This is a genomic window from Kribbella pratensis (assembly GCF_004365355.1).
In the GTDB taxonomy this organism is placed as follows: domain Bacteria; phylum Actinomycetota; class Actinomycetes; order Propionibacteriales; family Kribbellaceae; genus Kribbella.
This window is the reverse complement of record NZ_SODP01000003.1, coordinates 842,910-863,743: the sequence shown is the minus strand read 5'-3', so window position 1 is coordinate 863,743 and position 20,834 is coordinate 842,910. Positions and strand designations below refer to the sequence as shown.

General features: G+C 68.3%; 23 protein-coding genes. 9 read left to right on the top strand and 14 right to left on the bottom strand.

The features are described from left to right. The first annotated feature begins 2 nt into the window (after positions 1-2). The 5 genes from EV653_RS32080 (at position 3) to EV653_RS32060 (ending at position 4,407) form a co-directional block, all read left to right on the top strand. Positions 3-1,430: an MFS transporter gene (locus EV653_RS32080; RefSeq protein WP_134108423.1), complete on the top strand. Its 1,428-nt coding sequence runs from the start codon at positions 3-5 to the stop codon at positions 1,428-1,430. A gap of 9 nt (positions 1,431-1,439) precedes the next feature. Further along, entirely contained in the window at positions 1,440-1,727 is a 288-nt protein-coding gene (locus tag EV653_RS32075; protein ID WP_130440185.1) for a 4a-hydroxytetrahydrobiopterin dehydratase, read from the top strand. 76 nt (positions 1,728-1,803) lie between these two features. Further along, a complete protein-coding gene (locus EV653_RS32070; protein WP_134108422.1) occupies positions 1,804-2,853 on the top strand; it encodes a WD40/YVTN/BNR-like repeat-containing protein in 1,050 nt (349 codons plus the stop codon). 66 nt (positions 2,854-2,919) lie between these two features. Further along, positions 2,920-3,759 carry a helix-turn-helix domain-containing protein gene (locus EV653_RS32065; protein WP_238160569.1) on the top strand — a complete coding sequence of 280 codons (840 nt, stop codon included), beginning with the start codon at positions 2,920-2,922 and terminating at the stop codon, positions 3,757-3,759. 66 nt (positions 3,760-3,825) lie between these two features. After that, positions 3,826-4,407: a dihydrofolate reductase family protein gene (locus EV653_RS32060; RefSeq protein ID WP_134108420.1), complete on the top strand. Its 582-nt coding sequence runs from the start codon at positions 3,826-3,828 to the stop codon at positions 4,405-4,407. A gap of 27 nt (positions 4,408-4,434) precedes the next feature. On the opposite strand, the gene EV653_RS32055 is transcribed toward EV653_RS32060, so the two are convergent. From EV653_RS32055 to EV653_RS32045, 3 genes are all read right to left on the bottom strand, one after another. Next, a complete protein-coding gene (locus tag EV653_RS32055) occupies positions 4,435-5,061 on the bottom strand; it encodes a glyoxalase superfamily protein (protein WP_134108418.1) in 627 nt (208 codons plus the stop codon). A gap of 157 nt (positions 5,062-5,218) precedes the next feature. After that, a complete protein-coding gene (locus EV653_RS32050) occupies positions 5,219-5,584 on the bottom strand; it encodes a VOC family protein (RefSeq protein ID WP_134108416.1) in 366 nt (121 codons plus the stop codon). A gap of 11 nt (positions 5,585-5,595) precedes the next feature. Then, positions 5,596-6,429 carry a helix-turn-helix domain-containing protein gene (locus EV653_RS32045; RefSeq protein ID WP_134108414.1) on the bottom strand — a complete coding sequence of 278 codons (834 nt, stop codon included), beginning with the start codon at positions 6,427-6,429 and terminating at the stop codon, positions 5,596-5,598. A 117-nt stretch (positions 6,430-6,546) separates the two neighbouring features. On the opposite strand from EV653_RS32045, the gene EV653_RS32040 reads away from it, so the two are divergent. After that, entirely contained in the window at positions 6,547-7,371 is an 825-nt protein-coding gene (locus tag EV653_RS32040; RefSeq protein WP_134108412.1) for an acyltransferase domain-containing protein, read from the top strand. Here the strand turns inward: EV653_RS32040 and EV653_RS32035 are convergent. The 5 genes from EV653_RS32035 to EV653_RS32020 form a co-directional block, all read right to left on the bottom strand. Next, a complete protein-coding gene (locus EV653_RS32035) occupies positions 7,366-8,271 on the bottom strand; it encodes a hypothetical protein (RefSeq protein WP_134108410.1) in 906 nt (301 codons plus the stop codon). The genes EV653_RS32040 and EV653_RS32035 overlap by 6 nt on opposite strands. 82 nt (positions 8,272-8,353) lie before the next feature. Next, a complete protein-coding gene (locus EV653_RS42535) occupies positions 8,354-8,488 on the bottom strand; it encodes a hypothetical protein (protein ID WP_255511163.1) in 135 nt (44 codons plus the stop codon). A 137-nt stretch (positions 8,489-8,625) separates the two neighbouring features. Further along, positions 8,626-9,255, bottom strand: coding sequence for a DedA family protein (locus tag EV653_RS32030; RefSeq protein WP_134108408.1), 630 nt, complete (start codon positions 9,253-9,255; stop codon positions 8,626-8,628). Between the two features lie 74 nt (positions 9,256-9,329). Further along, positions 9,330-10,511 carry a cytochrome P450 family protein gene (locus tag EV653_RS32025; protein WP_134108406.1) on the bottom strand — a complete coding sequence of 394 codons (1,182 nt, stop codon included), beginning with the start codon at positions 10,509-10,511 and terminating at the stop codon, positions 9,330-9,332. 10 nt (positions 10,512-10,521) lie between these two features. Beyond that, a complete protein-coding gene (locus EV653_RS32020) occupies positions 10,522-13,215 on the bottom strand; it encodes a helix-turn-helix transcriptional regulator (RefSeq protein WP_134108404.1) in 2,694 nt (897 codons plus the stop codon). A 96-nt stretch (positions 13,216-13,311) separates the two neighbouring features. On the opposite strand from EV653_RS32020, the gene EV653_RS32015 reads away from it, so the two are divergent. The 3 genes from EV653_RS32015 to EV653_RS32005 are packed head-to-tail and all read left to right on the top strand — an operon-like array spanning position 13,312 to position 15,166. After that, positions 13,312-14,376 carry a class I SAM-dependent methyltransferase gene (locus EV653_RS32015; protein WP_134108402.1) on the top strand — a complete coding sequence of 355 codons (1,065 nt, stop codon included), beginning with the start codon at positions 13,312-13,314 and terminating at the stop codon, positions 14,374-14,376. A gap of 24 nt (positions 14,377-14,400) precedes the next feature. Next, positions 14,401-14,727: an ArsR/SmtB family transcription factor gene (locus EV653_RS32010; RefSeq protein WP_238160568.1), complete on the top strand. Its 327-nt coding sequence runs from the start codon at positions 14,401-14,403 to the stop codon at positions 14,725-14,727. Then, on the top strand, positions 14,717-15,166 hold the full coding sequence (locus tag EV653_RS32005; protein WP_134108400.1) for an SRPBCC family protein: 450 nt from the start codon (positions 14,717-14,719) through the stop codon (positions 15,164-15,166). The genes EV653_RS32010 and EV653_RS32005 overlap by 11 nt, the downstream gene beginning before the upstream one ends. Here the strand turns inward: EV653_RS32005 and EV653_RS32000 are convergent. The 6 genes from EV653_RS32000 to EV653_RS31975 are packed head-to-tail and all read right to left on the bottom strand — an operon-like array spanning position 15,126 to position 20,723. Next, positions 15,126-15,917 (bottom strand): ABC transporter permease, encoded by a 792-nt coding sequence (locus EV653_RS32000; RefSeq protein WP_134108398.1) that lies wholly within the window; start codon positions 15,915-15,917, stop codon positions 15,126-15,128. The two genes, EV653_RS32005 and EV653_RS32000, sit on opposite strands and share 41 nt — an antisense overlap. Beyond that, positions 15,901-16,683, bottom strand: a complete 783-nt coding sequence (locus EV653_RS31995; RefSeq protein ID WP_238160567.1) for a 2-aminoethylphosphonate ABC transporter permease subunit — start codon at positions 16,681-16,683, stop codon at positions 15,901-15,903. Before EV653_RS31995 ends, EV653_RS32000 begins: the two co-directional genes overlap by 17 nt. Before the next feature lie 32 nt (positions 16,684-16,715). Next, the gene (locus EV653_RS31990; RefSeq protein ID WP_134108394.1) at positions 16,716-17,936 is read right to left on the bottom strand and encodes an ABC transporter ATP-binding protein; all 1,221 of its coding nucleotides are present in this window, start codon (positions 17,934-17,936) and stop codon (positions 16,716-16,718) included. Further along, the gene (locus EV653_RS31985; protein WP_134108392.1) at positions 17,933-18,967 is read right to left on the bottom strand and encodes a 2-aminoethylphosphonate ABC transporter substrate-binding protein; all 1,035 of its coding nucleotides are present in this window, start codon (positions 18,965-18,967) and stop codon (positions 17,933-17,935) included. Before EV653_RS31985 ends, EV653_RS31990 begins: the two co-directional genes overlap by 4 nt. Further along, the gene (locus EV653_RS31980) at positions 18,964-19,641 is read right to left on the bottom strand and encodes a phosphonatase-like hydrolase (RefSeq protein ID WP_134108390.1); all 678 of its coding nucleotides are present in this window, start codon (positions 19,639-19,641) and stop codon (positions 18,964-18,966) included. The genes EV653_RS31985 and EV653_RS31980 overlap by 4 nt, the downstream gene beginning before the upstream one ends. Further along, entirely contained in the window at positions 19,638-20,723 is a 1,086-nt protein-coding gene (locus EV653_RS31975; protein ID WP_134108388.1) for a TIGR03364 family FAD-dependent oxidoreductase, read from the bottom strand. Before EV653_RS31975 ends, EV653_RS31980 begins: the two co-directional genes overlap by 4 nt. Between the last annotated feature and the right edge of the window lie 111 nt (positions 20,724-20,834).

Sequence of the window (20,834 nt, the reverse complement as noted above, 5' to 3'; positions counted from 1 at the left end):
TCATGCCCTCCACCACTGCGTCCCGCCCCAGGCTGTTCACCGGACAGCACCTGCCGTTGGTGCTCGGCGTGATCGGACTGGTCACGCTCGGCGCGTTCGAGAACCGCGCCGTCGGCACGGCGCTGCCGACGATGGTTCGCGAGTTCGATGCGCTCGGCAGCTTCGGTCTCGCGAACGCGGCGCCGAACGCGAGCTACCTGATCTCGCTCGCGATCGCAGGTCTCTGGTCCGACCGTCGCGGACCGATCCCGACCCTGCGCGCCGGCGCGATCTCGTTCGCGCTCGCCCAGATCCTGGTCGGGACCGCGACCGCGATGCCGATGGTCATCGCCGGCCGGCTGCTCAGCGGCCTGGCCGAGGGGCTGCTCGACGTGTCGCTGGTCGTGCTCGTGGCCCGCGCGCTTCCCGCCGTACTGCGGCCGCGCATGTTCTCGTTGTTCGCCGCGATGTGGATCCTGCCGTCCGTGCTCGGACCTGTGCTGACCGGCGTGGTCACGGAGCAGTTCGGTTGGCGGTGGGTCTTCCTCGGCGCGATCGTCCTGCTCGTTCCGAGCTGGTTGCTGCTCGGCCCGGCCATGCGCCAGTCGGCGACCGCAGAGGCACCCGAACGCAGCGCCGAGGACGTCGCCGAGCTCGAAGCGTGGCGGGCCGCTCTCCCCTGGGCGCTCGCCGCGTCCGTTGCGCTCTTCTCCATGACGCTGGCCGGTGACCACCTGCAAGCCCATCCGATCATTTGCGGTACGACGGTCGTCGTAGCGCTCGCCGTTCTCGCACGAGCCGCCGTCCGCGTGATGCCCGCGGGCACGTTCGTCGCGCGGCGCGGGTTCCCTGCCGTGGTCGCAGTACGCGCACTGGGAGGGGCCGCCTTCGCCGTCTCCGGCGCGTATCTTCCGCTGTTGCTGACGCTGCAGCACCACTTCAGCCCATCCAAGGCCGGCGTGACGTTGTCGATCACCGGAGTGTGCTGGGCATTCGGTTCGTGGCTGCAGGGTCGTGAGCATGGGATCGAGCGAGTCACCGTACTGCGGACCGGACTGGCCTTCATGGCGATCGGACTGCTCGTCACCTCGTTGCTGGCCTGGACGGACGGGACGACCTGGATCGGTCTGATCGGCTGGGGACTCGCGGGCATCGGCATGGGCCTCAGCTCGTCCAGCCTGTCCGTCCTCACGCTGGACCTGTCCGACCACAGCAATTCAGGCCGCAACAGCAGTGCCGGCCAGATGGCCGCGACGATGAGCATCGCGACCGGACTGGCCATCAGCGGGACGCTGCTGGCGTTCAACTCCGACAACCCGCGCCCGTGGGTCTTCGGCTCGATCGTCACCGCCGGCGGCGTACTGGCGCTGCTCGGCTTCCTGGCTGCGCCGCGGTGCCGCCGCGACCGAGCCCTGGAGTCCAGCAGTTCCAGTGCGGTCGGGCAGGGCTAGAGTGAGCGCATGGCTGAGCTCCTGACCGACGACCAGATCGATCTGGCGATCCGCGACCACCTGCCGCAGTGGAAGGTCGTGGACAAGGAACTGGTCCGCGAGGTCAAGGCGCCTGCCTTTCTCGACGGCATCCGGCTGGTGGCGACCGTCGCGCAGTTGGCCGAGTCGATGAACCACCACCCGGACATCGACATCCGCTACACGACGATCACGTTCCGGGTCACCACCCACGACGCGGGTGGCATCACCGACGACGACCTGGTGCTGGCCCGGCACATCGACACCGCCGCCGGCTGACTTGTTCCCGTCATGACGCTTGTCCGCCAGGACAAGCGCTGGTCCGGCATGCCTGGAAACGCCTTCAATCTAAGGCATGACCGCCCTAGGTAGTGCTCTCACCGTCCTGCTTGCACTCGTCCCGTCCCAGGCGGACCCCGGCTGGTTCTGGAACGCTCCGCACTGCGACACCGTGTACGGCGACGGCTCCGTGACGATCACCCAGTCCGACGGCGAGACCCTCGCGCCGACCACCGGCAAGCTGCGCGCCGTCACGTACGCGAAGGTCGCCACCCTCGAAGAGCCGAACACGCTGATCACCATCGGCCAGAAGTCCATCCAGCGCTCCAGCGACGCCGGCTGCAGCTGGCAGCTGCTCGACAAGGCCCCCGACGACCTCAGCACGTACGACGTACAGCCCGGGCCGGGCGACTCGGCGTACATCTACAGCGTCAACGACCAGCCGATCCATCGCGTGCACGGGTCGAAGGTCAGCACCGTGCTCGGACCGGTCGACGGAGGCGGTCTGGCTGCGCTGGACGCACGGGCCGGTCGGCTGCGCGTCGTTGCCGGCGACGGCCAGCTGTACGACTCGTCGGACGACGGCGTGACGTGGCAGCGCACCGGCGTACTGCCTGCTCGCGATCTCTTCGTGTACGACGCTGTCGTGGACCCGCGGAACCCGGACCACATCGTCATCGGCGTGATGTCCGACGGCGTCTATGTCACGTACGCCGGCGGGCGCAGCTGGAGCCGGCCGCGCGCGCTGGAGCAGGTGAATGCGTTCAGTCTGACGATCTCGCCGGCGGATCCGTCGAAGGTCTGGATGGAGGGATATGACGGGGACCGAGCGACGCGGTTCATCTGGGAATCGACCGATGGCGGACTGAAGTTCCGCGAGGTCCTGGACCAGAGCCGGGCCGATCTGATCAACGGCAACAAGATGTGGGCGTCGCCGGTTGACCCGGACCTCATCTACTTCAGCTACGGCACGTCCTTCGCCAACTTCGGCGCCGACCTCTACCGCTTCCGTCCGTCCACCGGCGAACTCACCAAACACCACAACCGCCACGACGGCATCCCGTCCCTGGCCTTCAACCCCTCCGACCCGAAGATCCTCTACCTCGGCCTCGCGGAAGAACGCTGACACGATCTTCAGCAAAACCAGCGTCCCGGCGTGCGATGCGGGCGGGAGGTCGGCGATGCTGTGGGCGTGGAGTATGTGTCCAGAGTGCCGCGGCCGCCGCTGGACGGGCTGATCGACGACCTCTACTACCTGGAGGGTGCGCCGCCGTACGCCCGGTTGATGCTGCCGCCGGCGCCGGCGGCGCTGCTCATCGTCAACCTCGGGGCGCCGTTCCGCATTCGCGCCGGCGCCGGCATCGAGACGGCCGAGTACGCCGACGGCTGCGTGGTCACCGTGCCCACCCGCGCGTGGGAGTTCGGCTACCCACTGCGGACCCGGTCCGTCGGCGTGCACGCCAAGCCGTGGGGGCTGGCGCCGTTCCTGCCGATGCCCGCGGCCGAGCTGTGTGACCGGCCGGTGACGGTAGAGCAGGTGTGGGGCCGGGCCGCCGTTGCTGGGCTGCGAGACCGGCTGGCCACGGCGGACGGACCGCACGAGATGCTGACGCTGTTCGAAGAGGAGCTGATGCGACGGCTGCGCGAGACCGCCGGCCTGGGGCTGGTCCGCCGCACGAGCAGCGTCATCACGGCTACCAGCGGTGCGGTGCCGGTCGGCGATCTGAGCGCGGCAGCCGGTGTCAGCAACACTCATCTGGCACAGCAGTTCAAGGCGCTCATCGGCGTCACGCCGAAACGGCTGGCCCGCTCCCAACGCTTTGCCTCGACCATGCTTGCGATCGACCCCGCCGAACCGATCGACTGGGGCGACGTCACCGCTCGCGCAGGCTACTTCGACCAGGCCCACTTCGGCCATGAGTTCCGGGAGTTCACCGGGCTCACGCCGACCCGGTACATCGAAGTCCGGCAGCGGTTCCTGCGCGAACATCCCGGCAGCGTGCTGGACGGTTGGTCGCTGCCGGCCGATTGATTTCTTACAAGACCGACAGCTCACGACACGCTAATTTGAGGCCACCCAAAAGCAGAGGAGGGCCCAGTGGGCAAGGTGGTCATGTACAGCTCGGTGTCGGTGGACGGCTTCGTCGCGGACGAGAACGACCAGCCCGGACCGCTGTTCGACTGGCTGACCAGCGGTGACGTCCCGTTGGACGACAGCGGCGTGCTGAAGGTGTCACAGACGTCGTACGACTACACCCGGCCGTACTGGGACCAGATCGGGGTGACCGTCGTCGGCCGCCGCGTCTTCGACCTGACCGACGGCTGGGACGGGAAACCTCCGAGCGGGATCGACCACGTGGTCGTCGTGACGCACCGGCCGGAGCCCGAGGGCTGGGACCCCCGGGCTCCGTTCCACTTCGTCGAGGGCGTCGAGGCTGCCGTGGCCAAGGCGCAGGAGCTTGCCGGTGACCGCGTCGTCGAGGTCGCCGCCGGCGACGTCGGCGCCCAGGCCCTTGCCGCGGGCCTGGTCGACGAGGTGCGCATGGACGTCGTCCCCGTGGTGTTCGGTTCCGGCAAGCGCTACTTCGGCTCGGTCGCCGCGCAACACCTGTTGGACGATCCGGCCGAGCTGATCCAAGGCAACCGAGTGCTTCACCTGCGCTACCAGGTACGCCGCTGACCGACCGAATTCAACGAAGAGGAAAGCTCAGCCGACGAAGGCGACTGTGTTGCCGTCCAGGTCGCGCACGATGAAGTCCGTGCCGCCCCAGGCTTGTTTGGTGAGCTTCTGGGCCGGCTCCACGCCTGCCGCGAGATACTCGGCGTACAACTCCTTGACGTTTCGAGTTTCTATGAAGGCCATGATGAGCCCTTCCTCGCGCGCGGCGTCTGCAACGAGCACCGGCTCATGCACGAGCCGCAAGTGCAAGGTCGCGTCGTCGCGCGACACCGAGCCGTAGAACGGCGGGTGCCCGTGCAGAAAGTCGACACCGAATCCGAGGCGATCGCGATAGAACTCGGCGGCCGCCCGGACATCGCGAACGAACAGGACCGGCCGCGCGGCGTCGAGCAGGGCGGGCTTCGGAGCCTCTGGTGGTCGCGGCGAGGCATCCTCGACGGCCGCCCTCAGCGCGGCCCAACTCTCGTAGCCCGCCTCTAGCGCAATGATCTCCTGCGCCTCCGCAAGCTTGAAGTTCAGCGCGAGCAGTTCGGGATCCGTCACATCGCGGTATCGCGGCAGCTGGCGGATCCGGCCACCGACCGAGTGGTTGCCGTCGCGCTGCCAGCGCTGGAGTTGCTTGGCTTGCTTCTTGTACGTTTCGAGTGTGGGCATAGCGACCCTCCCAGGGTTGAGCTGGAGTGGTGGGCCTTGCCCTTTCGGCGTCGTACGCCGCTGCGCCCCGGACTGGAGACCAGCCCTCGCGCTTTCGGATGAATTTAGCACGGACCGATGGCCTCGCACACCCGATCGAACGAAAGCACCGCCGTCTCTACCTGGGGGTGGCGGAAGAGCTTTGGCGGAGGCCGATCAGCACTCCTTCGCTGTCCCGGAGGTAGCTGAGGCGGCCGATGCCGGGTAGCTCCTGGATCTCACCCGCGGGCGCGCCGCCAGCGCCGCGGGCGGCCTCGAGTGTCGCCTCGAGATCGTCGACCTCGATCCACGCGATCGTCGGCTGCGATTGGTACCGGCGGCTCATGATCGCGCCGTCGATTCCCTCCCCGGGCCCGGTCTCCGCGAGCAGGTAGCCGTCCGGCATCGGCGCCGGTGTCACCTGCCAGCCGAACACCTTGCTGTAGAACTCCGCGGCCCGATTGTGGTCCTCGGCAACGATCTCGACATGCACTATGCGTCCCATGCCTGCGATCCTCACGCATCGGGATCGGCCGCGTCTTGGACAGATCTTCCGTGCATCAACGCGGCGATCCCGTTCTGTACGGCGAGGAACGACGTCGCGCTCACGCCGGTGTACCGCTTGAAATCACGTGCCGCGTGCGCCTGGTCGTAGTACCCGTGCAGCGCCGACAACGTCGCGGCCGCATCCGCGGGACCACCGAGCAGCCCGCCGACGAAGTGGTAGTACCGGATGATCTCGGCGTACTGCTTCGGCCCGATTCCGACGTTCTGCCGGAACACCCGGTACAAGGTGCTGTACGACGTCGCGCACCGGCGTACGACGTCGGCGACGGCGACCTGGCCGCGTAACTCGTCGATCGCCCGTACCGCCTCGGCGACGATCGGCGGAGCGGCCGCGGTCGTCATCCTCGCGGCGAGGAAGCCCGCCAACCGGTCAGCCCGTGCCTGGCCGAACGGCTCCGATCGCAACTCCGCCACCAGCCCAGCAGTGGTCTCCCGCCCGACCCAGTCCGCGAGCTGCCGCACCTCGTCAACGAGAGCGGGCAGACCCAGCGCGGCAAGCCCCCAGGGCGTGAACTCGACGCCGGCATAACTCGACACACCAACCTGGCCGATCACCTGCGGCCGGGTCATGATGCCGAACACCGACGCCGCGTTCGGCCACTCGGCCCCACTCACCGGATCATGCCGAGTCCCCGCATCACCTAACGCAACCGCCAGACCGGCCCGCCCATTGGGAATCAGAATCTCCCGACGAACCTCCGGCAACACCCCGGAGTCGACCAGCCACACATGGTCGATCACCTCACGCAGGTACCCAGCCGGAGAGAACCGCTCGTACGCCATACCCCACCGTCTCGCACCGACGGACCGCGCACGACATCACGCGCCGCCCGCGCGCCCCTCCTGCTCACGACGCGACGCGTAAGTCTCTGGCCCGTTTACATCGGTTACCGTTGAGAAGTGACGACTGCCGAGGAGTACCGCCTGCTGGGTTTCGCCGATGCCGACCGGGAGGCGGCCGAGGCGTTCACGCCGGATGCGGCGGTGGTGAAGGACCTGGCCGACCAGATCCGGGCCGCGATCGGGAAGCTCGGGAGTGAGCCCGAGTTCCGGATGCCGGAGGACCCGCGGAACTCGGTCCAGGCGTTCCTGGACACCGTGCCGGACATCCGCGCGTACCACTCCGGCCGCGGCATCCCCGACGACATCAGCTGGGCCTCGCTGGCCGACCTCGGACAACAGCTCAAGGTCAGCCGCCGTACCCACGGCGAGTACAGCCTGGAGACGCATTGGTGGCTGACGAACTTCTGGGTCGGCAACCTCTACACGCTGGGACGGCTGCAGTACATGCTGTTCCAGGTCACGGCCGACCAGCCCGTCCCAGGCACCGAGACCGGTGAGTGGATCATCGGCGTACACATCCCGGAGACCGGCCCACTGACCCCGGAGCTGGTCGACGACAGTCTCCAGCAGGCGCGTGAGTTCTTCCCGCAGTACTTCCCGGAGTACCCGGTCAAGACTGCGAACCTGTGGTCCTGGTTGCTCGACCCGTACCTGCTTGACAACCTGCCGCAGGACTCGAACATCGTGAAGTTCGGCCGCCGCTTCACGCCGTACGGGACGCCGAACGACAGCCAGGACAGCGCGATCTTCTTCACCTTCCGCACCCACGGCACCGACCACCTCGACGAGCTCCCGCAGGACACCCGCCTGCAGCGGCTCGTCGTCGGCCGCATCAAGGACGGCGGCACCTGGCAGAGCGCCTACGGCTACCTGAAGTTATGACGGCCGGGTCTGGTTGCTCGGTACGCCGTACTTCGCCAGCCAGCTCGCCAGCTCCATGTTGGACACGCACCGTACGTCGGGCTGCGTGCACGTCTGTTTGACGAAGTCGGTCAAGGCATCGGAGTACACGCTGTTGTTCCAGCGGTTGAAGTGGTTGCCGAGGAACAATGGCGGGTTGCCGCTCGCTCGGGACTTCGCCAGCGCCTGCTGGTACGTCGCCAGCACCTGTGCTTTCAGCGTGGGCGCCTGGGCGAGCGGAGCCTTGCGCGCCTGGGTCTGCGCGAACCACAGGTTGTAGTCCATCGTCAGAGTCTTCTTACTGGTGCCGGCCAGGGTCACCGACTCGAGCGGGAAGTCCCACAGGCCGTTCTGCTTCTTCGGCCAAGAGATGTAGCCGGGCGCGGAGGCGTCGTACAACATGCCGCGCTGGACCATCGCCTGCCGGTACGCCGGCCGGTTGCCCTCCAGGCAGGGTGTCCGCATGCCTTTGATCGTCGATGGGTCGAACGGCGGTGCCACGGTCTTTCCTGCTGCCAGCGTGGGCCCTGTCCGCACCATCCGATCGAACGCGCTCAGCTCGGCGGTCCACTGCGCGGTGGTCCAGCGGCCGATGCCGTTCTTGCCGCAGAAGTGACCGTTCGCGTGGGTGCCGATCTCGTGGCCCTCGGCGATCGCCTCCCGCAGTACCTTCGTACGAGCGAGCACGTTGGCGGCGTCGCCCCAGCCGATCTCCGAGGCTCCGGGCTGGTGGTACGGCGGCCTGTAGTCGGCGCGGTGATCTCCCGGGTAGAGGTACGGGCCGGAGAGGAAGAAGGTCATCCGCGCGTTGACCTGCTTCGCTACGGCGCGCCACCGAGCCCAGAGGGCCAGGTCGCCGGCGCCGTCGAACGAGACAACCACGAAGAGTGGCGGCTTGCCGTTCGGCAGGCGCGCGGGGAACGACCGAAGAACGGGCGCCGCGGCCGGCAACGTCGAGGTCGGCCTACCGCTCGGCGTTGGCTTGGGTGTAGGCGTTGGCTTGGCGGTCGGCGTGGGCCTCGCCGTGGGCTTCGGCCTCGGCCTGTGCGAGGGCGACGTACTGGTCGATGGAGCACCTTCCAGCGGTACGTCGGCGCATCCGGCCAGGACCGCCGCGACAACGAGCGCGACGCCCACGAGGTTCGCCCCAGGCCTCACCACGCCTCTACTGACGCATACGACGCCCTCAAGGTTGGTCCGGGACACGCGCCCGGCGGGAAACCGGGGCAGGGATCGTTAAGCGCTCGTGATCTTCACGGCGCGGCGCTTCACCACGATCCGGCGCGTCGTCTCGACGACCAGGCCGACCGTGGCGGCCAGGCCGAGGCTGAACGCGAGGCCCTTCAACTGGTCGTGCGCGAACGCGTCACCGCCCAGGTAGCCGAGCAGGGCCACGTACGTGTAGGCGATCGTGACGCCGAAGAACGTGAACACGATGAACTTCTTGAACGAGTACCGCGTCGCGCCCGCGGTCAGCGTGGCGACCATCCGGGCGCCGGGGATGTAGCGGACCGTCATCAGGATCAGTCCGCCGCGCGAGTGCAGAGCGGACGAGACTCGCTCGTAGACCTGCTGTCGGCGCTCCTGGCGCTTCATCCAGCGATGCAGCGCGGGACCGGAACCACGGCCCATCAGATAGCAGGTGGACTCACCGATGACCGAGCCCACCATCGCGACCGCGATGACGAGCAGCAGGTTCTGGTGGCCGGCGGCCGCGGCCATGCCGGCGGTGATGACCATGCCCTCGCTCGGAACTACCGGGAACACCGCGTCGACCGCCGCGGCGATGAACAGGATGAGCAGCAGCCAGTGCGAGGCCATCGCGATGCCGAGCAGGTGTCGCGCAACCTCCATCAACTCTGTCACCCGGAAAGGATGCCATCCCTTGCCAACATCGCCGCAATCCCATCGATGTGATTCAGCTGCGGTTCACCCGATGTTCAGAGCTGTACGGGCAGTTCGCGGATCGCATTCATCAGCAGTCCGGGCGTGCGGACCGGGTCGCGTTCCGGCTCGGCCAGGCGAAGGCCGGGGAAGCGCTCGAACAGCAGGCCGAGCGCGATCCGGCCCTCGAGCCGGGCCAGGGGCGCGCCGAGACAGTGGTGGATCCCGTGCCCGAAGGCCAGGTGCGCGGAGTCCGGCCGGGTGATGTCCAGCTCGTCCGGCCGCTCGACCTTCCGCGGGTCGCGGTTCGCCGGCAGCAGCGCGAACACGATCACCTCGCCGGCCTCGATCCGGCTCCCGGCGATGTCGATCGGCGCCTGGGCGATGTACGGGATCGCCGCCTGCAGCGGGCCGTCGTACCTGAGTAGCTCCTCGACCGCCGCCGGCAGCCGGTCCGGCTCGGCCTTCAACAGCTCCAGCTGGTCAGGGTGCCGGAGCAAGGCGTGTACGCCGTTCGTGATCAGGCTGACCGTGGTCTCGTGGCCGGCCGCGAGCAGCAGGAAGATCATCGAGGTCAGTTCGTCCTCGCTCAGCCGGTCGCCGCCGTCGCGGGCCGCGATCAGGCCGGACAGCAGGTCGTCGGTCGGCGCAGCCTGCTTCTGCACGATCAGCTCGTGCACGAAGTCGAGCATCAGCGTCGTCGCCTCGATGTACTCCTCGGCAGTGTGCATGGTCGCGTTCACGAACACCGATGACCACTGGCGGAAGTCCTCGCGGCGGACCGCGGGGATGCCGATCAGCTCGCAGATCACCGTGATCGGCAGCGGGTAGCTGTACGCATCGACCAGATCGACGCGATCTCCCGCAGCGGCCATCTCGTCGAGCAGGCCGGTCGCGATCTCGCGGATCCGCGGCTCCAGCGCGTCGATCCGGCGGCGGGTGAACGCGGCCGTGACGAGTTTGCGGAGCCGGGTGTGGTCGGGCGGGTTCGCACCGAGCATGTGCCGCTCGGTGCGGTTGATCAGGTCGTCCATCATCGTGTCGCGGTGCGGCCCGTCGAGCGGGGAGCGCACCACGTCCGGATGAGCGAGCAGCTCGCGCGTCTCGGCGTACCCGGTGATCAGGCAGACCGGGACGCCGGTGAACAGCGTGAGCCGCTGCACGGGTCCTTCGGCCGCGAGATCCTCGAAGCCCCAGTGCCGGGCGATTCCGCTGGTCTCCGTGAACGGCTGCCTCATGCGGGCCAGCCTACGTTCGCCGTTCCAGATGCTCAGCGAGTTCGGTGCGGGAGTGGATGCCCAGCTTCGTGTAGACCTTGCGGAGGTGGTACTCGACGGTCTTCGGACTCAGGAAGAGCCGGGCCGCCGCCTCCCGGATGCTGTGCCCGTCCGCGAGCAGTACGGCGATCTGCCGCTCTTGCGGAGTCAAGTCGTCGGCCGTGCTCGGCACGCGACGCCGTGCGGTCTCACCGGTCGCCTTGAGCTCCGCAGCGGCCTGGTCAGCCCACCCGCGCGCACCGAGCGCATCAAAGCCCTCCACTGCGAGCCGGAGCTGCGTACGTGCGTCGACACGCCGCCGTATTCGCCGCAGCCACGCACCGTACGCAAGACGCGTCCTGGCGAGCTCGAAGGCGTCCAGCGTCACCTCGTGCCGACTGAGCGCCAGCAGGAAGTCCCCCTCGCTGTCACCGGCCACACCACGCGCCCGCGCTGCGCGGGCCAACGACCACGGCTGCCCCTTCGCCTCAGCCAGAGCGGAGTGCTCCTCAGCCAGCCGCTGCGCATCGTCAACACGCCCCAGCCGCAGATACACCTCGACCAACTCCGGCGCCGGCGACAGGTCCGGGTCCTTCAACCCATACTCGGCCAGTACGTCGACCAGTCGCTCGTACTGCGGCAATGCCGCCGCCGGATCACCGCGCCCGAGCTCCAGGTCGCCCAGTGCGAACAAGGACCACAGCGTGCCCAGGTGGATCTCATGCTCCGCACAGATCCGCAGGCACTCCGCAGCGACCTCCTGACACTCCGCTCTCCCCTCGTGCGACCACAGCCACGCCAGACCGGCCAGGTTCATCGCCAGTTCGGTCGTCTGCCCGGTCTCACGCGACAGCCGGATCCCCTCGTCGTACGACGTCTCCGCGTCGGCCCAGCGATCTGTCGTCGCGTCATCGCGGGCCAGGACGAACAGGAGGCCGGGCAGGGTCCCGAGAGCGACCTGCTCCCGCCGTTCGAGCATCGCCTGCTGCAGCATCGCCCGGCCGGTACCGGTCTCGCGGAGGAACAGCGCGGCGAGCACCATCCAGACCTGGCGGCGGCGGTCGCGGTCCAGCTCGTCCGACGGCTCCAACCCGATCGCCGCCCGGATCTGATCCATTCCGCCGTCCCCGGCGAGCACCTTCGCCACACCGCTCGCCAGCATGCCCATGATCCGTGGCCCGGGCCGCTCGAGTGCCGGGCGGAGGCGATCCAGCTCGTGCGCGACCTCCAGCCCTGCTGCGGCGTCACAGAGGCGAAAGCACGCGGCGACAGCATCGGCCAGCATCCCGGTGGCGACCTCCGGATCTGTGCACTCGGCCGCCGCAGCCACGAGGATGTCGCGCGCCCGGCGTGGCGAGCCACACTTCACCTCGACGTCACCACGAATCTCCTGTGCCCGGAGCTTCACCGACAGCGGTGGCTGCAGCATCAAGGCGTCAGCGAGCAACGCGTCTGCCCGCTCAGCAAGTCCAGCCGACCACGCCGCCTCCCCAGCTGACACCAACCTCAGTGCACGGTCCTGGAGCCCACGACTCAGTCGCCCAGCACGTTCGTAGGCGGTCGCAGCGACGGCGTGCGCCCCACGAGCAGCAGCGTGCTCGGCCGCGGCGACCAGGCCGGCCGCCACGTCATCGTCAGCGCCTAGTACTGCCTCTGACAGATGCCAGGCACGCCGGTCCTCGTCCGGTGTGGTGCGGGCGACTGCTCGATGCGCAGTACGTCGCTCTGCTGGGTCAGCACTCGTGTAGATGGCGGAGCGGACCAGGGGATGCCGCCAGACGACCTCACCGTCGCGGATCGCGACCAGCCCGGCCGCTTCGGCTTCCTCAAGTGCCGCAACATCGACGCCCAGCTCTGCGCAGGCTCGCGCCACGGATCCGAGTTCACAGTCGTCGATCGCGGAGACCAGCAGTGCGGTGCGTGCATCCGGGCTGAGTCGGTTTGCCCTGCTGACGAAGGCTTCTGCGAGCATCGTCGGCACTGCGAGTGGTAGGCCGGGCGGCGTACGGTGCAGGCGATCCGGGTCGTCTGCGAGCTCGAGCAGGGCTAGCGGGTTACCTGCCACGGTTTGGTAGAGCTGCTCGACGAGATCGCCCGGCAGGTGCTGCACGAGTTGCTGCGCGGCCTCGAGCGTGATGCCGTCCAGGTGCAGCCTCGGGAGGTCGGCCTCTAGCGGATGCGGTTCGTGGGCGCGGGCTGCGATCAGCATGACGATCGGATCGGCCACCAGGCGTCGGGCGGCGAACAGCAACGCTTCTGCGGACGGACGATCGAGCAGGTGGGCGTCGTCGATGATCAGTGCGAGCGGGGCGTCTTCGGCGTACCGGCAGATCAGACTGAGGGTTGCGGCGCCGACCGCGAAGCGATCCGCCGGAGTACCGGTGTCAGGCCTTAACGCCAGCGCCGATGCGAGTGCGGACTGCTGCGGACCGGGGATGCGGTCGAGGCTGGAGAGGGCTGGCCGTAGTAGCTGGAGCAGTGCCGCGAAGGGCACCTCACGTTCGGCTTCGGCGCCGCGAGCGCGCAGGATGCGTAGTCCGCCTGCCAGCGCGGCGGCTTCGTCCAGCAGGCTGGTTTTGCCGATGCCGGGCTCGCCGGTGACGAGCAGCACCCCAGCGGCTCCGACCCGCGCCCCCGCGACCAGTTGCTCGATCACCCGGCGCTCCGCCTCCCGCCCGATGAGCATGTCTCGCAGTGTGCACCAGTAACCCCACCTGATGCGACGTGCTGTCCGCGCTGCCTACGTTCTCTCGGGTACGCAAACCACTAGGGGGCAAAGCAAATGACTGTTGCAATCGACGCCGACAAACTGATGGGCTTCGTGTTCAAGGCCGTGGACGAGGTAGGGGCGACGCTGAACGCGGCGCTGGTGGTGATGGGCGATCGCCTCGGGTACTACCAGGCGCTCAGCGATCAAGGCCCGGCCACACCGTCCGAGCTCGCCGAGTGGACCAGCACCGACGAGCACTACACCCGCGAGTGGCTGAACGCCCAGGCCGCGGGCGGAATCGTCGAGTACGACGCGAGCACCGGTCGCTACACGTTGCCACCAGAGCACGCCGTCGCCATGACCGATCCGAGCAGCCCGGCGTACCTGCCTGGGTTCTTCCAGATCGCACTGGGCACGCTGCAGCACACCACGGACACCATCGAGGCCGCACGCAGCGGTGCTGGGGTCGGGTGGCACGAGCACACGACGGACGTGCACGTCGGGTGTGAGCGGTTCTTCCGGCCGTCGTACAACGCCAACCTCCTGCCCAGCTGGCTGCCTGCGCTCGACGGCGTGGTGGAGAAGCTGCAGCGGGGCGCGACGGTGGCCGACATCGGCTGCGGGCACGGCTCGTCGACCATCCTGATGGCCGAGGCATTCCCGCGGTCGACGTTCATCGGCTCGGACTACCACCAGGCATCGATCGAGACGGCCCGGCTGCGTGCGGCGGAGGCAGGTGTCGCCGACCGGGTGTCGTTCGAGGTCTCACCGGCCGACAGCTTCAGCGGGTCCGGGTTCGACCTGGTGACGACGTTCGATGCTCTGCACGACATGGGTGATCCGGTCGGCGCGGCCCGGCATGTACGGGAGGCGCTGGCGCCCGACGGCACCTGGATGCTGGTCGAGCCGATGGCCGGCGACCACGTCGAGGACAACCTCAACCCGGTCGGGCGGGCGTACTACGGCTTCTCCACGTTGCTCTGCACGCCGGCATCGCTGTCCCAGCCGGTGGGGCTCGCGCTCGGTACGCAGGCCGGTCCGGCCCGGATCAAGGACGTGACGAAGGCGGCCGGGTTCAACCGGTTCCGGACGGTGGCGCAGACGCCGTTCAACCTGGTGTTCGAGGTGCGCCCTTGACGGATTAGTTCACCATCTGGTGAAGTGTCAGGTGTGTTGGCGAAGACGTTCGGAGCGCTCGCGGACCCGACTCGGCTGGCGATCGTGAGCCGGCTGAGTCGGGGTGACGCGACTATGGGCGAGCTCGCCGAGCCGCACCGGATCACCCCACCCGCGATCACCAAGCACGTCGGCGTGCTGGTGGACGCGGGTCTGGTGCGTCGGCGCCGGGTCGGGCGGACGGTGGTGTGCACGCTCCGGCCGGAGGCGCTCTCCGAGGTGGAGCAGTGGCTCGGCGACCTCACGACGTACTGGAACAGCACCGTTGACCGGTTGGAAGAACTCCTGCGAGGGGACGACGATGGACGCTGAGATCCGGATCGAAAGGGTGCTTCCGGCAACGATCGGCCGGGTGTACGACGCCTGGACGCGGGTCGAACTGCTGGCCCGGTGGTACTGCCCGAATCCCGAGCTCGACCTGAAGGTCCAGGCCGACGTCCGCGTCGGTGGCGAGTACGTCGTCGAGATGGGACCGCACGTGGTGCGCGGGAGTTACCTCGAGGTGCAGCCGCCGCGCCGCCTGGTCTTCAGCTGGAAATGGGACGGCACCGAGGACGAGCCGACCCGGGTCGAAGTAGAACTGACGGAAGTTGCCGATGGCACCCGGATGGTGCTCAGCCACACCGGCTTCGCCGACGCCGAGGACGCCGCCAACCACCAGCTGGCCTGGGCGCCTGAGCTGCGCCGCCTGGCCGAGCTGCTCGAGCCGGTTACCGCTCGGCAGCCCGACCCCGCAGCCGATCGAGGATGAGGACGAGGACGACGGTCGTCGCGAGCAGCACCACGGCCTCGGCCGCGGCGACGAACGTCTGACCGCGGTCGGTCAGTGCGAAGATGCTCACCGGCAACGTCCGCCACGACGCCGGGTACACCATGATCGTGGCGCCGACCTCACCCATCGACAACGCGACGGACAGTCCGGCCGCCGAGGAGATCGCGGGCAGCAGCATCGGCAGCCGGACCCGCCACAGCACCCGGGCCGGCGACGCACCGAGCGACGCGGCGACGTCGGCGTACGACGGATCGACCCGTTGCAGCGCCGCGGCAACCGTTCCGTAGCTGAAGGCAACCATCAGCACGAGGTGCGCGATCACCACGATCCATTTGGTCCCGTTGAGCAGCACAGGCTGCCGCGAGAACGCGACCAGCAGGCCGAGCCCGACCACCACCGAGGGCACTGCAATGGGCAGATGATGCATCGCATCCGCGGCCCGGGCGAACCGGGACCCGTGAGCCGCCATCGCACCCCAGGTCCCGAAGAGCACCGCGAGCAATCCACCCATGAACGCGGTCTGCAAGCTCACGGACAACGAGGCCAGCTCGTCGCCCGACAACGCCTGACGCAGATGCTCGCCGGTCAGGTCCGACGGCAGTACGCCGTTCCACGAGCCGGCGAACGCGGCCGCGATCACCACCAGGAACGGCAGCAGCACGAGCAGCCCGAACACGACGGCAAACGCCGTCCAGACGATTGCCTTCCCACTTCTAGTCCAGACGAGCACGACGACCTCCCAGTGCCATCCGCAGTACGGCGTACAGCCCGAGCGACAAGGCGATCTGGACGACCGCGATCGCGCACGCGCCGGGATAGTCGAACATCACGATGCCCTTGGTGTGCACGAGCATCGGCAACGTCGTCGTGCCCTTCGCACCGAGGAACAGGACGATGCCGAACTCGTTCAGCGTCAGCAGCAAGGTCAGGCCGCCCCCCGCGACGAGCGCCGGGCGTACTTCGGGCAGCACGACCTGGCGCAGTACCCGCCACGGGCCGGCACCGAGACTGGCCGCCACGTCGAGCTGTGCCCGCGGCAACCGACTCATTGCTGCCAGCAACGGCCGCATCACGAACGGGGTGTAGAACGTGACCTCGGCCAGTACGACGGCCCACGGCGAGGTAAGGAACCCGCCCGCGCGGAGGATCCCCGTCGTGCCGTAGATGAACGTGAACGACAACGCGACCAGGAACGACGGCAACGCAAGCATGGTGTCGACAAGTCCGGCAACCACGCGCGCGCCCGGGAACGGCACGAAGCTGATCACCACAGCGAGGAACGTTCCGACGACGAGGCACCCAACCGTCGAACTCACGGCGATCTGCACGGTCCGCACCAGCGCATCCCGGAACTCCGCCGACCCGACCACATCACCCCACGCGGGAATCGACTCGATCGCCACCAACACCAGCGGATAGACGACGAGTACGCCAATCAGCACCAACGGCGGCAACACCCACAACCACCGACCATCCCGCCGCCTCGGAGTGCTCACGACAACGGTGGCTCCCAACGCCTCGACAGCCATCAGCCCACCCCCGCCGGCACCAAACTGCACGCCTCGACCGGCAACACCATCACCACACCCGCCCCGAACTCCGGCACCCGCCGACCAGCCGGCACATCAACCCGCACCGACACCTCCGCAAGCCCGTCAACCAAACAGGTCACCTGACTGGAAGCCCCGCGCCACTGCGCCGCCACAACCCGCCCCACCAACCTCACCGCATCCTCCACCGCGTCCTCCACCGCCCCCCGCGCCCCCGCACCCCCCATCGCCGCACCACCCAGCGCTTCGCTACCCAGCTCCGCACCACCCAGCTCTGCACCACCCAGCGCGCCCGCACCACCCAGGGCTTCGCTACCCAGCACGCCCTCACCACCCGCCGCGGCCGCGCTAGCGGCCGCCGGCGGCTCCAGGCGGATTGCATGCGGCCGGATGCACAGCAGGCTCTTGCCCTCCTCTGGTTTCAGGCCCGGGATCACGGCGCCTGCCACCGTCACGCCGCCTTCGTCCATCGCCACGGGCAGCAGGTTCGCCCCGCCCAGGAACGACGCGGTGAAGGCCGACGGCGGAGCGGCGTACAACTCGGCGGCCGGCGCAATGTCGACAAGTCGAGCATCGCGCATCACCGCGATCCGGTCGGCCAGCGCCAACGCCTCCGACTGATCGTGGGTGACGTAAACGATCGCAATCTCCGGCACCTCACGACGCAACTTCTGCAGCTCGCCGAGCATGTCCGCACGCAACTGCGCGTCAAGCGCCGCAAGCGGCTCGTCCAGCAGCAACACCGACGGCTGGATCGCCAGCGCCCGCGCGATGGCAACCCGCTGTTGCTGCCCACCGGACAACTCGCGCGGAAACCGACGCCCGTACGACGCCATCCCGACCATCTCGAGCATCTCGCCGACCCGCCGCGTCACTTCGGCCTTCGGCTTGCGTGCAGCGCGCAGCCCGAACGCCACGTTGTCCGCAACCCGCAGATGCGGGAACAACGCGTACTGCTGCACGACCACCCCGATCCCCCGCCGAGCAGGCGGAAGATCGGTGACGTCGTTCCCACCCAGCCGGATCCGCCCGCGCGTCGGCCGGACGAACCCGGCCACCGCCTTCAACGCGGTCGACTTCCCCGACCCGGACGGCCCGAGCAGCGCGACCGTTTCACGGGCCGCGACGCTCAGGTCGAACCCCTCCAGCGCGCACGTCCGGCCGAAGTGAACCGTGACGTCCTCGAGCTGAACCGTCATCCCACAGCCTTGGTGTACGCCGCGACGTCGCCGTCCAGGTCGCTCAGCACGGTGGACCAGTCGGGCTGCCAGACCTCGACACCGTCCGTCACCTTCTCGACCGTCTGGAAGTTCGCGTCGGTCGGCTTCACGTCGTCCCGCGCCGGAATCCCGAAGGCGTCCTTCGAGACCGTCTGCTGCGCGTCTGTCGAGAGCAGGTAGTCCATCAACTGCTTCCCGCCGTCCGCGTTCGGCGCACCAGCCCCGAGACCCATGACGTACGGCAGCGCGAGCGTGGTCCGCTTCCCGTCGGCACCCGCCGGGAAGAAGATGCTGAACGCTGACTTGTCGTTCGCGATCGACGCCGCGTTCATCTGTACGTCGCCGTTCGCGACCAGCAGCTCGCCCTTGCTGACCTTCGGCTGCAGCTTCCCGGTTGATGCGGACGGGCCGACGTTGTTCGCCTCGAGCTTCTTCAGGTAGTCGAGCGCGCCCTGCCTGCCGAGCAGGTGCTGGAGCAGCAGCAGTACGGCGGTGCCGTCACCGGCCTGCCCCGGCGTCGAGTACTGCAGCTTGCCCTTGAACTTCGGGTCGAGCAGATCGTCGAACGTCTTCGGCGTCCCCGCCTGCTGGTTCGCGATGAAGCACAGGTCGTTGTCGACCACGGCGACGTAGTCGTCGCCCTTGACGCCCTTCACCTGGTCGGCGCCGGGTACGTCGTACTTCTGCAGCAGACCGTCCTTCGACGCCTTCTGGATGAACGGCGGCAGCGTCACGACGACGTCGGCCTGCGGGTTCGACTTCTCCTTCTGCAGCCGCGACACCACCTCACCGGAGCCGGCCTCGACGGTCTGCACCTTGATCCCGGTCTTCTGGGTGAACGCGGCGAACCGGGTCTTGTACCAGTCGGCCAAGCCGTCCGCGGTGTACACGGTGACAGTCTTCTTGGCGCCGTCACCGGTCGACGCGACTCCGGTTCCGCCACAAGCTGTCAGGTTTATGGTTGCCGTGAGCAACACAGTGGCGGCGAGCAGGGTCTTGAGTGCCTTCACTTGTCCAGCCTTCGATCGAGGAGCAGGCCGGGCAGTTCCCGGACCGACTCGAGTACGTGGGTCGCACCCGCGGCATCGAGCTGTTGTTTGCCGTGGGCACCTGTCAGGACGCCGGCCACGATCCCGGCACCGGCCCGGATCCCCGTCGTCATGTCGTAGGCGGTGTCTCCGGCCACGGCAACGTTCGTCACGCTGTCGGCCTTCAGCTCGAGCAGCGCCTTGAGCACCATGTCGGGATACGGTCTGCCACGGCCCGCCTGAGCCGGACAGAGAGTGAGGTCGGCCAGCGTCTGCCAGCCGAGTGCGGTCAGGATTCGGTGTTGAGTGGTCTCGGCAAAGCCGGTGGTCAGGCAGACCTTGACCCCGGCGTCCTGGAGTTGCCGGATCGCCTCTTCAGCCCCGGCGATCGGCTCGAGCCCGTCAATCAGGTTGCTGTAGGCATCCTCGAACGCCTTGTTCGCTTCCTGCGCGACGTCCTCGCGCTCGAGTAGTGCGCGGAAGACGGTGATCTTCGATTCACCCATCGTCGCCCGGACATGCTCGATCATCCGTTCGTACTGCGGTGTCCCGGGCTGGATGCCCTGGGCACCGATCGCGGCGGTGAACGCCTGTTCCACCATGCCGTCGTCCGCGACCGTCGTACCAGCCATGTCGAGTACCGCGAGCTGGATCATGCGCCGATCCCTTCGAAACTCGCCTCGGCGATCGCCGGCGACATCGTCATCCCGCGCCCGCCCGGTCCCGTCACCAGGTGCACGCCGCGAGCAACTTCCCGCCGTACAACCACCTCGTCACTGGTGGCCTGCGAATACACCCCTGCCCATCGCTGGGTGATCGCAGGCAGCTCGCGCCCGAGAATGCTTTCGACCGTGTCCCGCAGGTACTCGTACGGCTCGCTGCGCACATCGAACGAGAACGGCTCGTCGTACTCATGGGTGTCGCCAATGGTCAGGCCACCGTGGGCGCGCTGGACCATCAACAGCTGCATCTTGTGCTCCTCGGCAACGGGAGCCTGCGGCGGCAGCTCGTCGGCCTTGTACGCCGGGTAGTAGCGGAAACTGTCTGCGTCGGCGACCGCGGTGGTGAGCGTGTCGTCGAGTGGAGCCGTCTGCATCATCTGCAGGCGCACCCGGCGTACCGGAAGGTCGTCGGTCAGCTCGCGGATCAGCCCGCGGTGCCACGCGCCGGTGCAGAGGAAGACGAGGTCGCCCTCATGCGTCGCACCGTGGTCGTCGACGATCCGGCCGTCCTGGACGTTGCGCACTTCCCGTCCCCCGAGGAACTGGTAGCGGTTCGACTTCATCAGCTCGGTACGCAGCGCCGGCAACACCTCACGCGGCTCGACGATCGCATCCCGCGCGCACCACAGCGCACCTTGCAGGTCGCCCTTCAACGCCGGGTTGCGTTCGCGGGTCTGTTCCGCGTCGAGCACCTGAAACCCGCGCGCCGCAGCATCCGGCCGGGCCGCCGCCTCCTTGGCAACCGCCAGCTCGGCCTTGCTCCGGCAGACGGTCAGCGAGCCGGACGCCCGTACGCCGATCGCCGGCAGCTCCGCCCACAGATCCCGCGCCCGCTGTGCCAACTCCACCTCGGCGCCGTCAGCCCGTCCGCTGACCCAGACCAGCCCGAAGTTCCGCACGCTGGCACCGCGGGCCTCGAGCTCGCGCTCTACCTGGACCACCTCGTGGCCCCTCCGTACCGCTTCCCAGGCGTGAAACGTGCCCAGGACACCTCCACCGACCACAACCACCCGCACACCCGCTCCTCTCGTCGGGTCACAGATTGGTCCGGACCAATGAAGAGCGCGTGCGGGGAGATCAACAATCCGGTGAATCGTCGGCGAACAGCTATCCGGATCCCCGGGCCA

Coding starts and splice junctions, on each gene's coding strand:
- EV653_RS42535 (WP_255511163.1), bottom strand. CDS start 8,488: ATGCGCCGACGTACCGCTGGAAGGTGCTCCATCGACCAGTACGTCGCC.
- EV653_RS32050 (WP_134108416.1), bottom strand. CDS start 5,584: ATGGGACGCATAGTGCATGTCGAGATCGTTGCCGAGGACCACAATCGG.
- EV653_RS32075 (WP_130440185.1), top strand. CDS start 1,440: ATGGCTGAGCTCCTGACCGACGACCAGATCGATCTGGCGATCCGCGAC.
- EV653_RS32045 (WP_134108414.1), bottom strand. CDS start 6,429: ATGGCGTACGAGCGGTTCTCTCCGGCTGGGTACCTGCGTGAGGTGATC.
- EV653_RS32055 (WP_134108418.1), bottom strand. CDS start 5,061: ATGCCCACACTCGAAACGTACAAGAAGCAAGCCAAGCAACTCCAGCGC.
- EV653_RS32005 (WP_134108400.1), top strand. CDS start 14,717: ATGGACGCTGAGATCCGGATCGAAAGGGTGCTTCCGGCAACGATCGGC.
- EV653_RS32070 (WP_134108422.1), top strand. CDS start 1,804: ATGACCGCCCTAGGTAGTGCTCTCACCGTCCTGCTTGCACTCGTCCCG.
- EV653_RS32080 (WP_134108423.1), top strand. CDS start 3: ATGCCCTCCACCACTGCGTCCCGCCCCAGGCTGTTCACCGGACAGCAC.
- EV653_RS31980 (WP_134108390.1), bottom strand. CDS start 19,641: ATGATCCAGCTCGCGGTACTCGACATGGCTGGTACGACGGTCGCGGAC.
- EV653_RS32015 (WP_134108402.1), top strand. CDS start 13,312: ATGACTGTTGCAATCGACGCCGACAAACTGATGGGCTTCGTGTTCAAG.
- EV653_RS32025 (WP_134108406.1), bottom strand. CDS start 10,511: ATGAGGCAGCCGTTCACGGAGACCAGCGGAATCGCCCGGCACTGGGGC.
- EV653_RS31990 (WP_134108394.1), bottom strand. CDS start 17,936: ATGACGGTTCAGCTCGAGGACGTCACGGTTCACTTCGGCCGGACGTGC.
- EV653_RS32020 (WP_134108404.1), bottom strand. CDS start 13,215: ATGCTCATCGGGCGGGAGGCGGAGCGCCGGGTGATCGAGCAACTGGTC.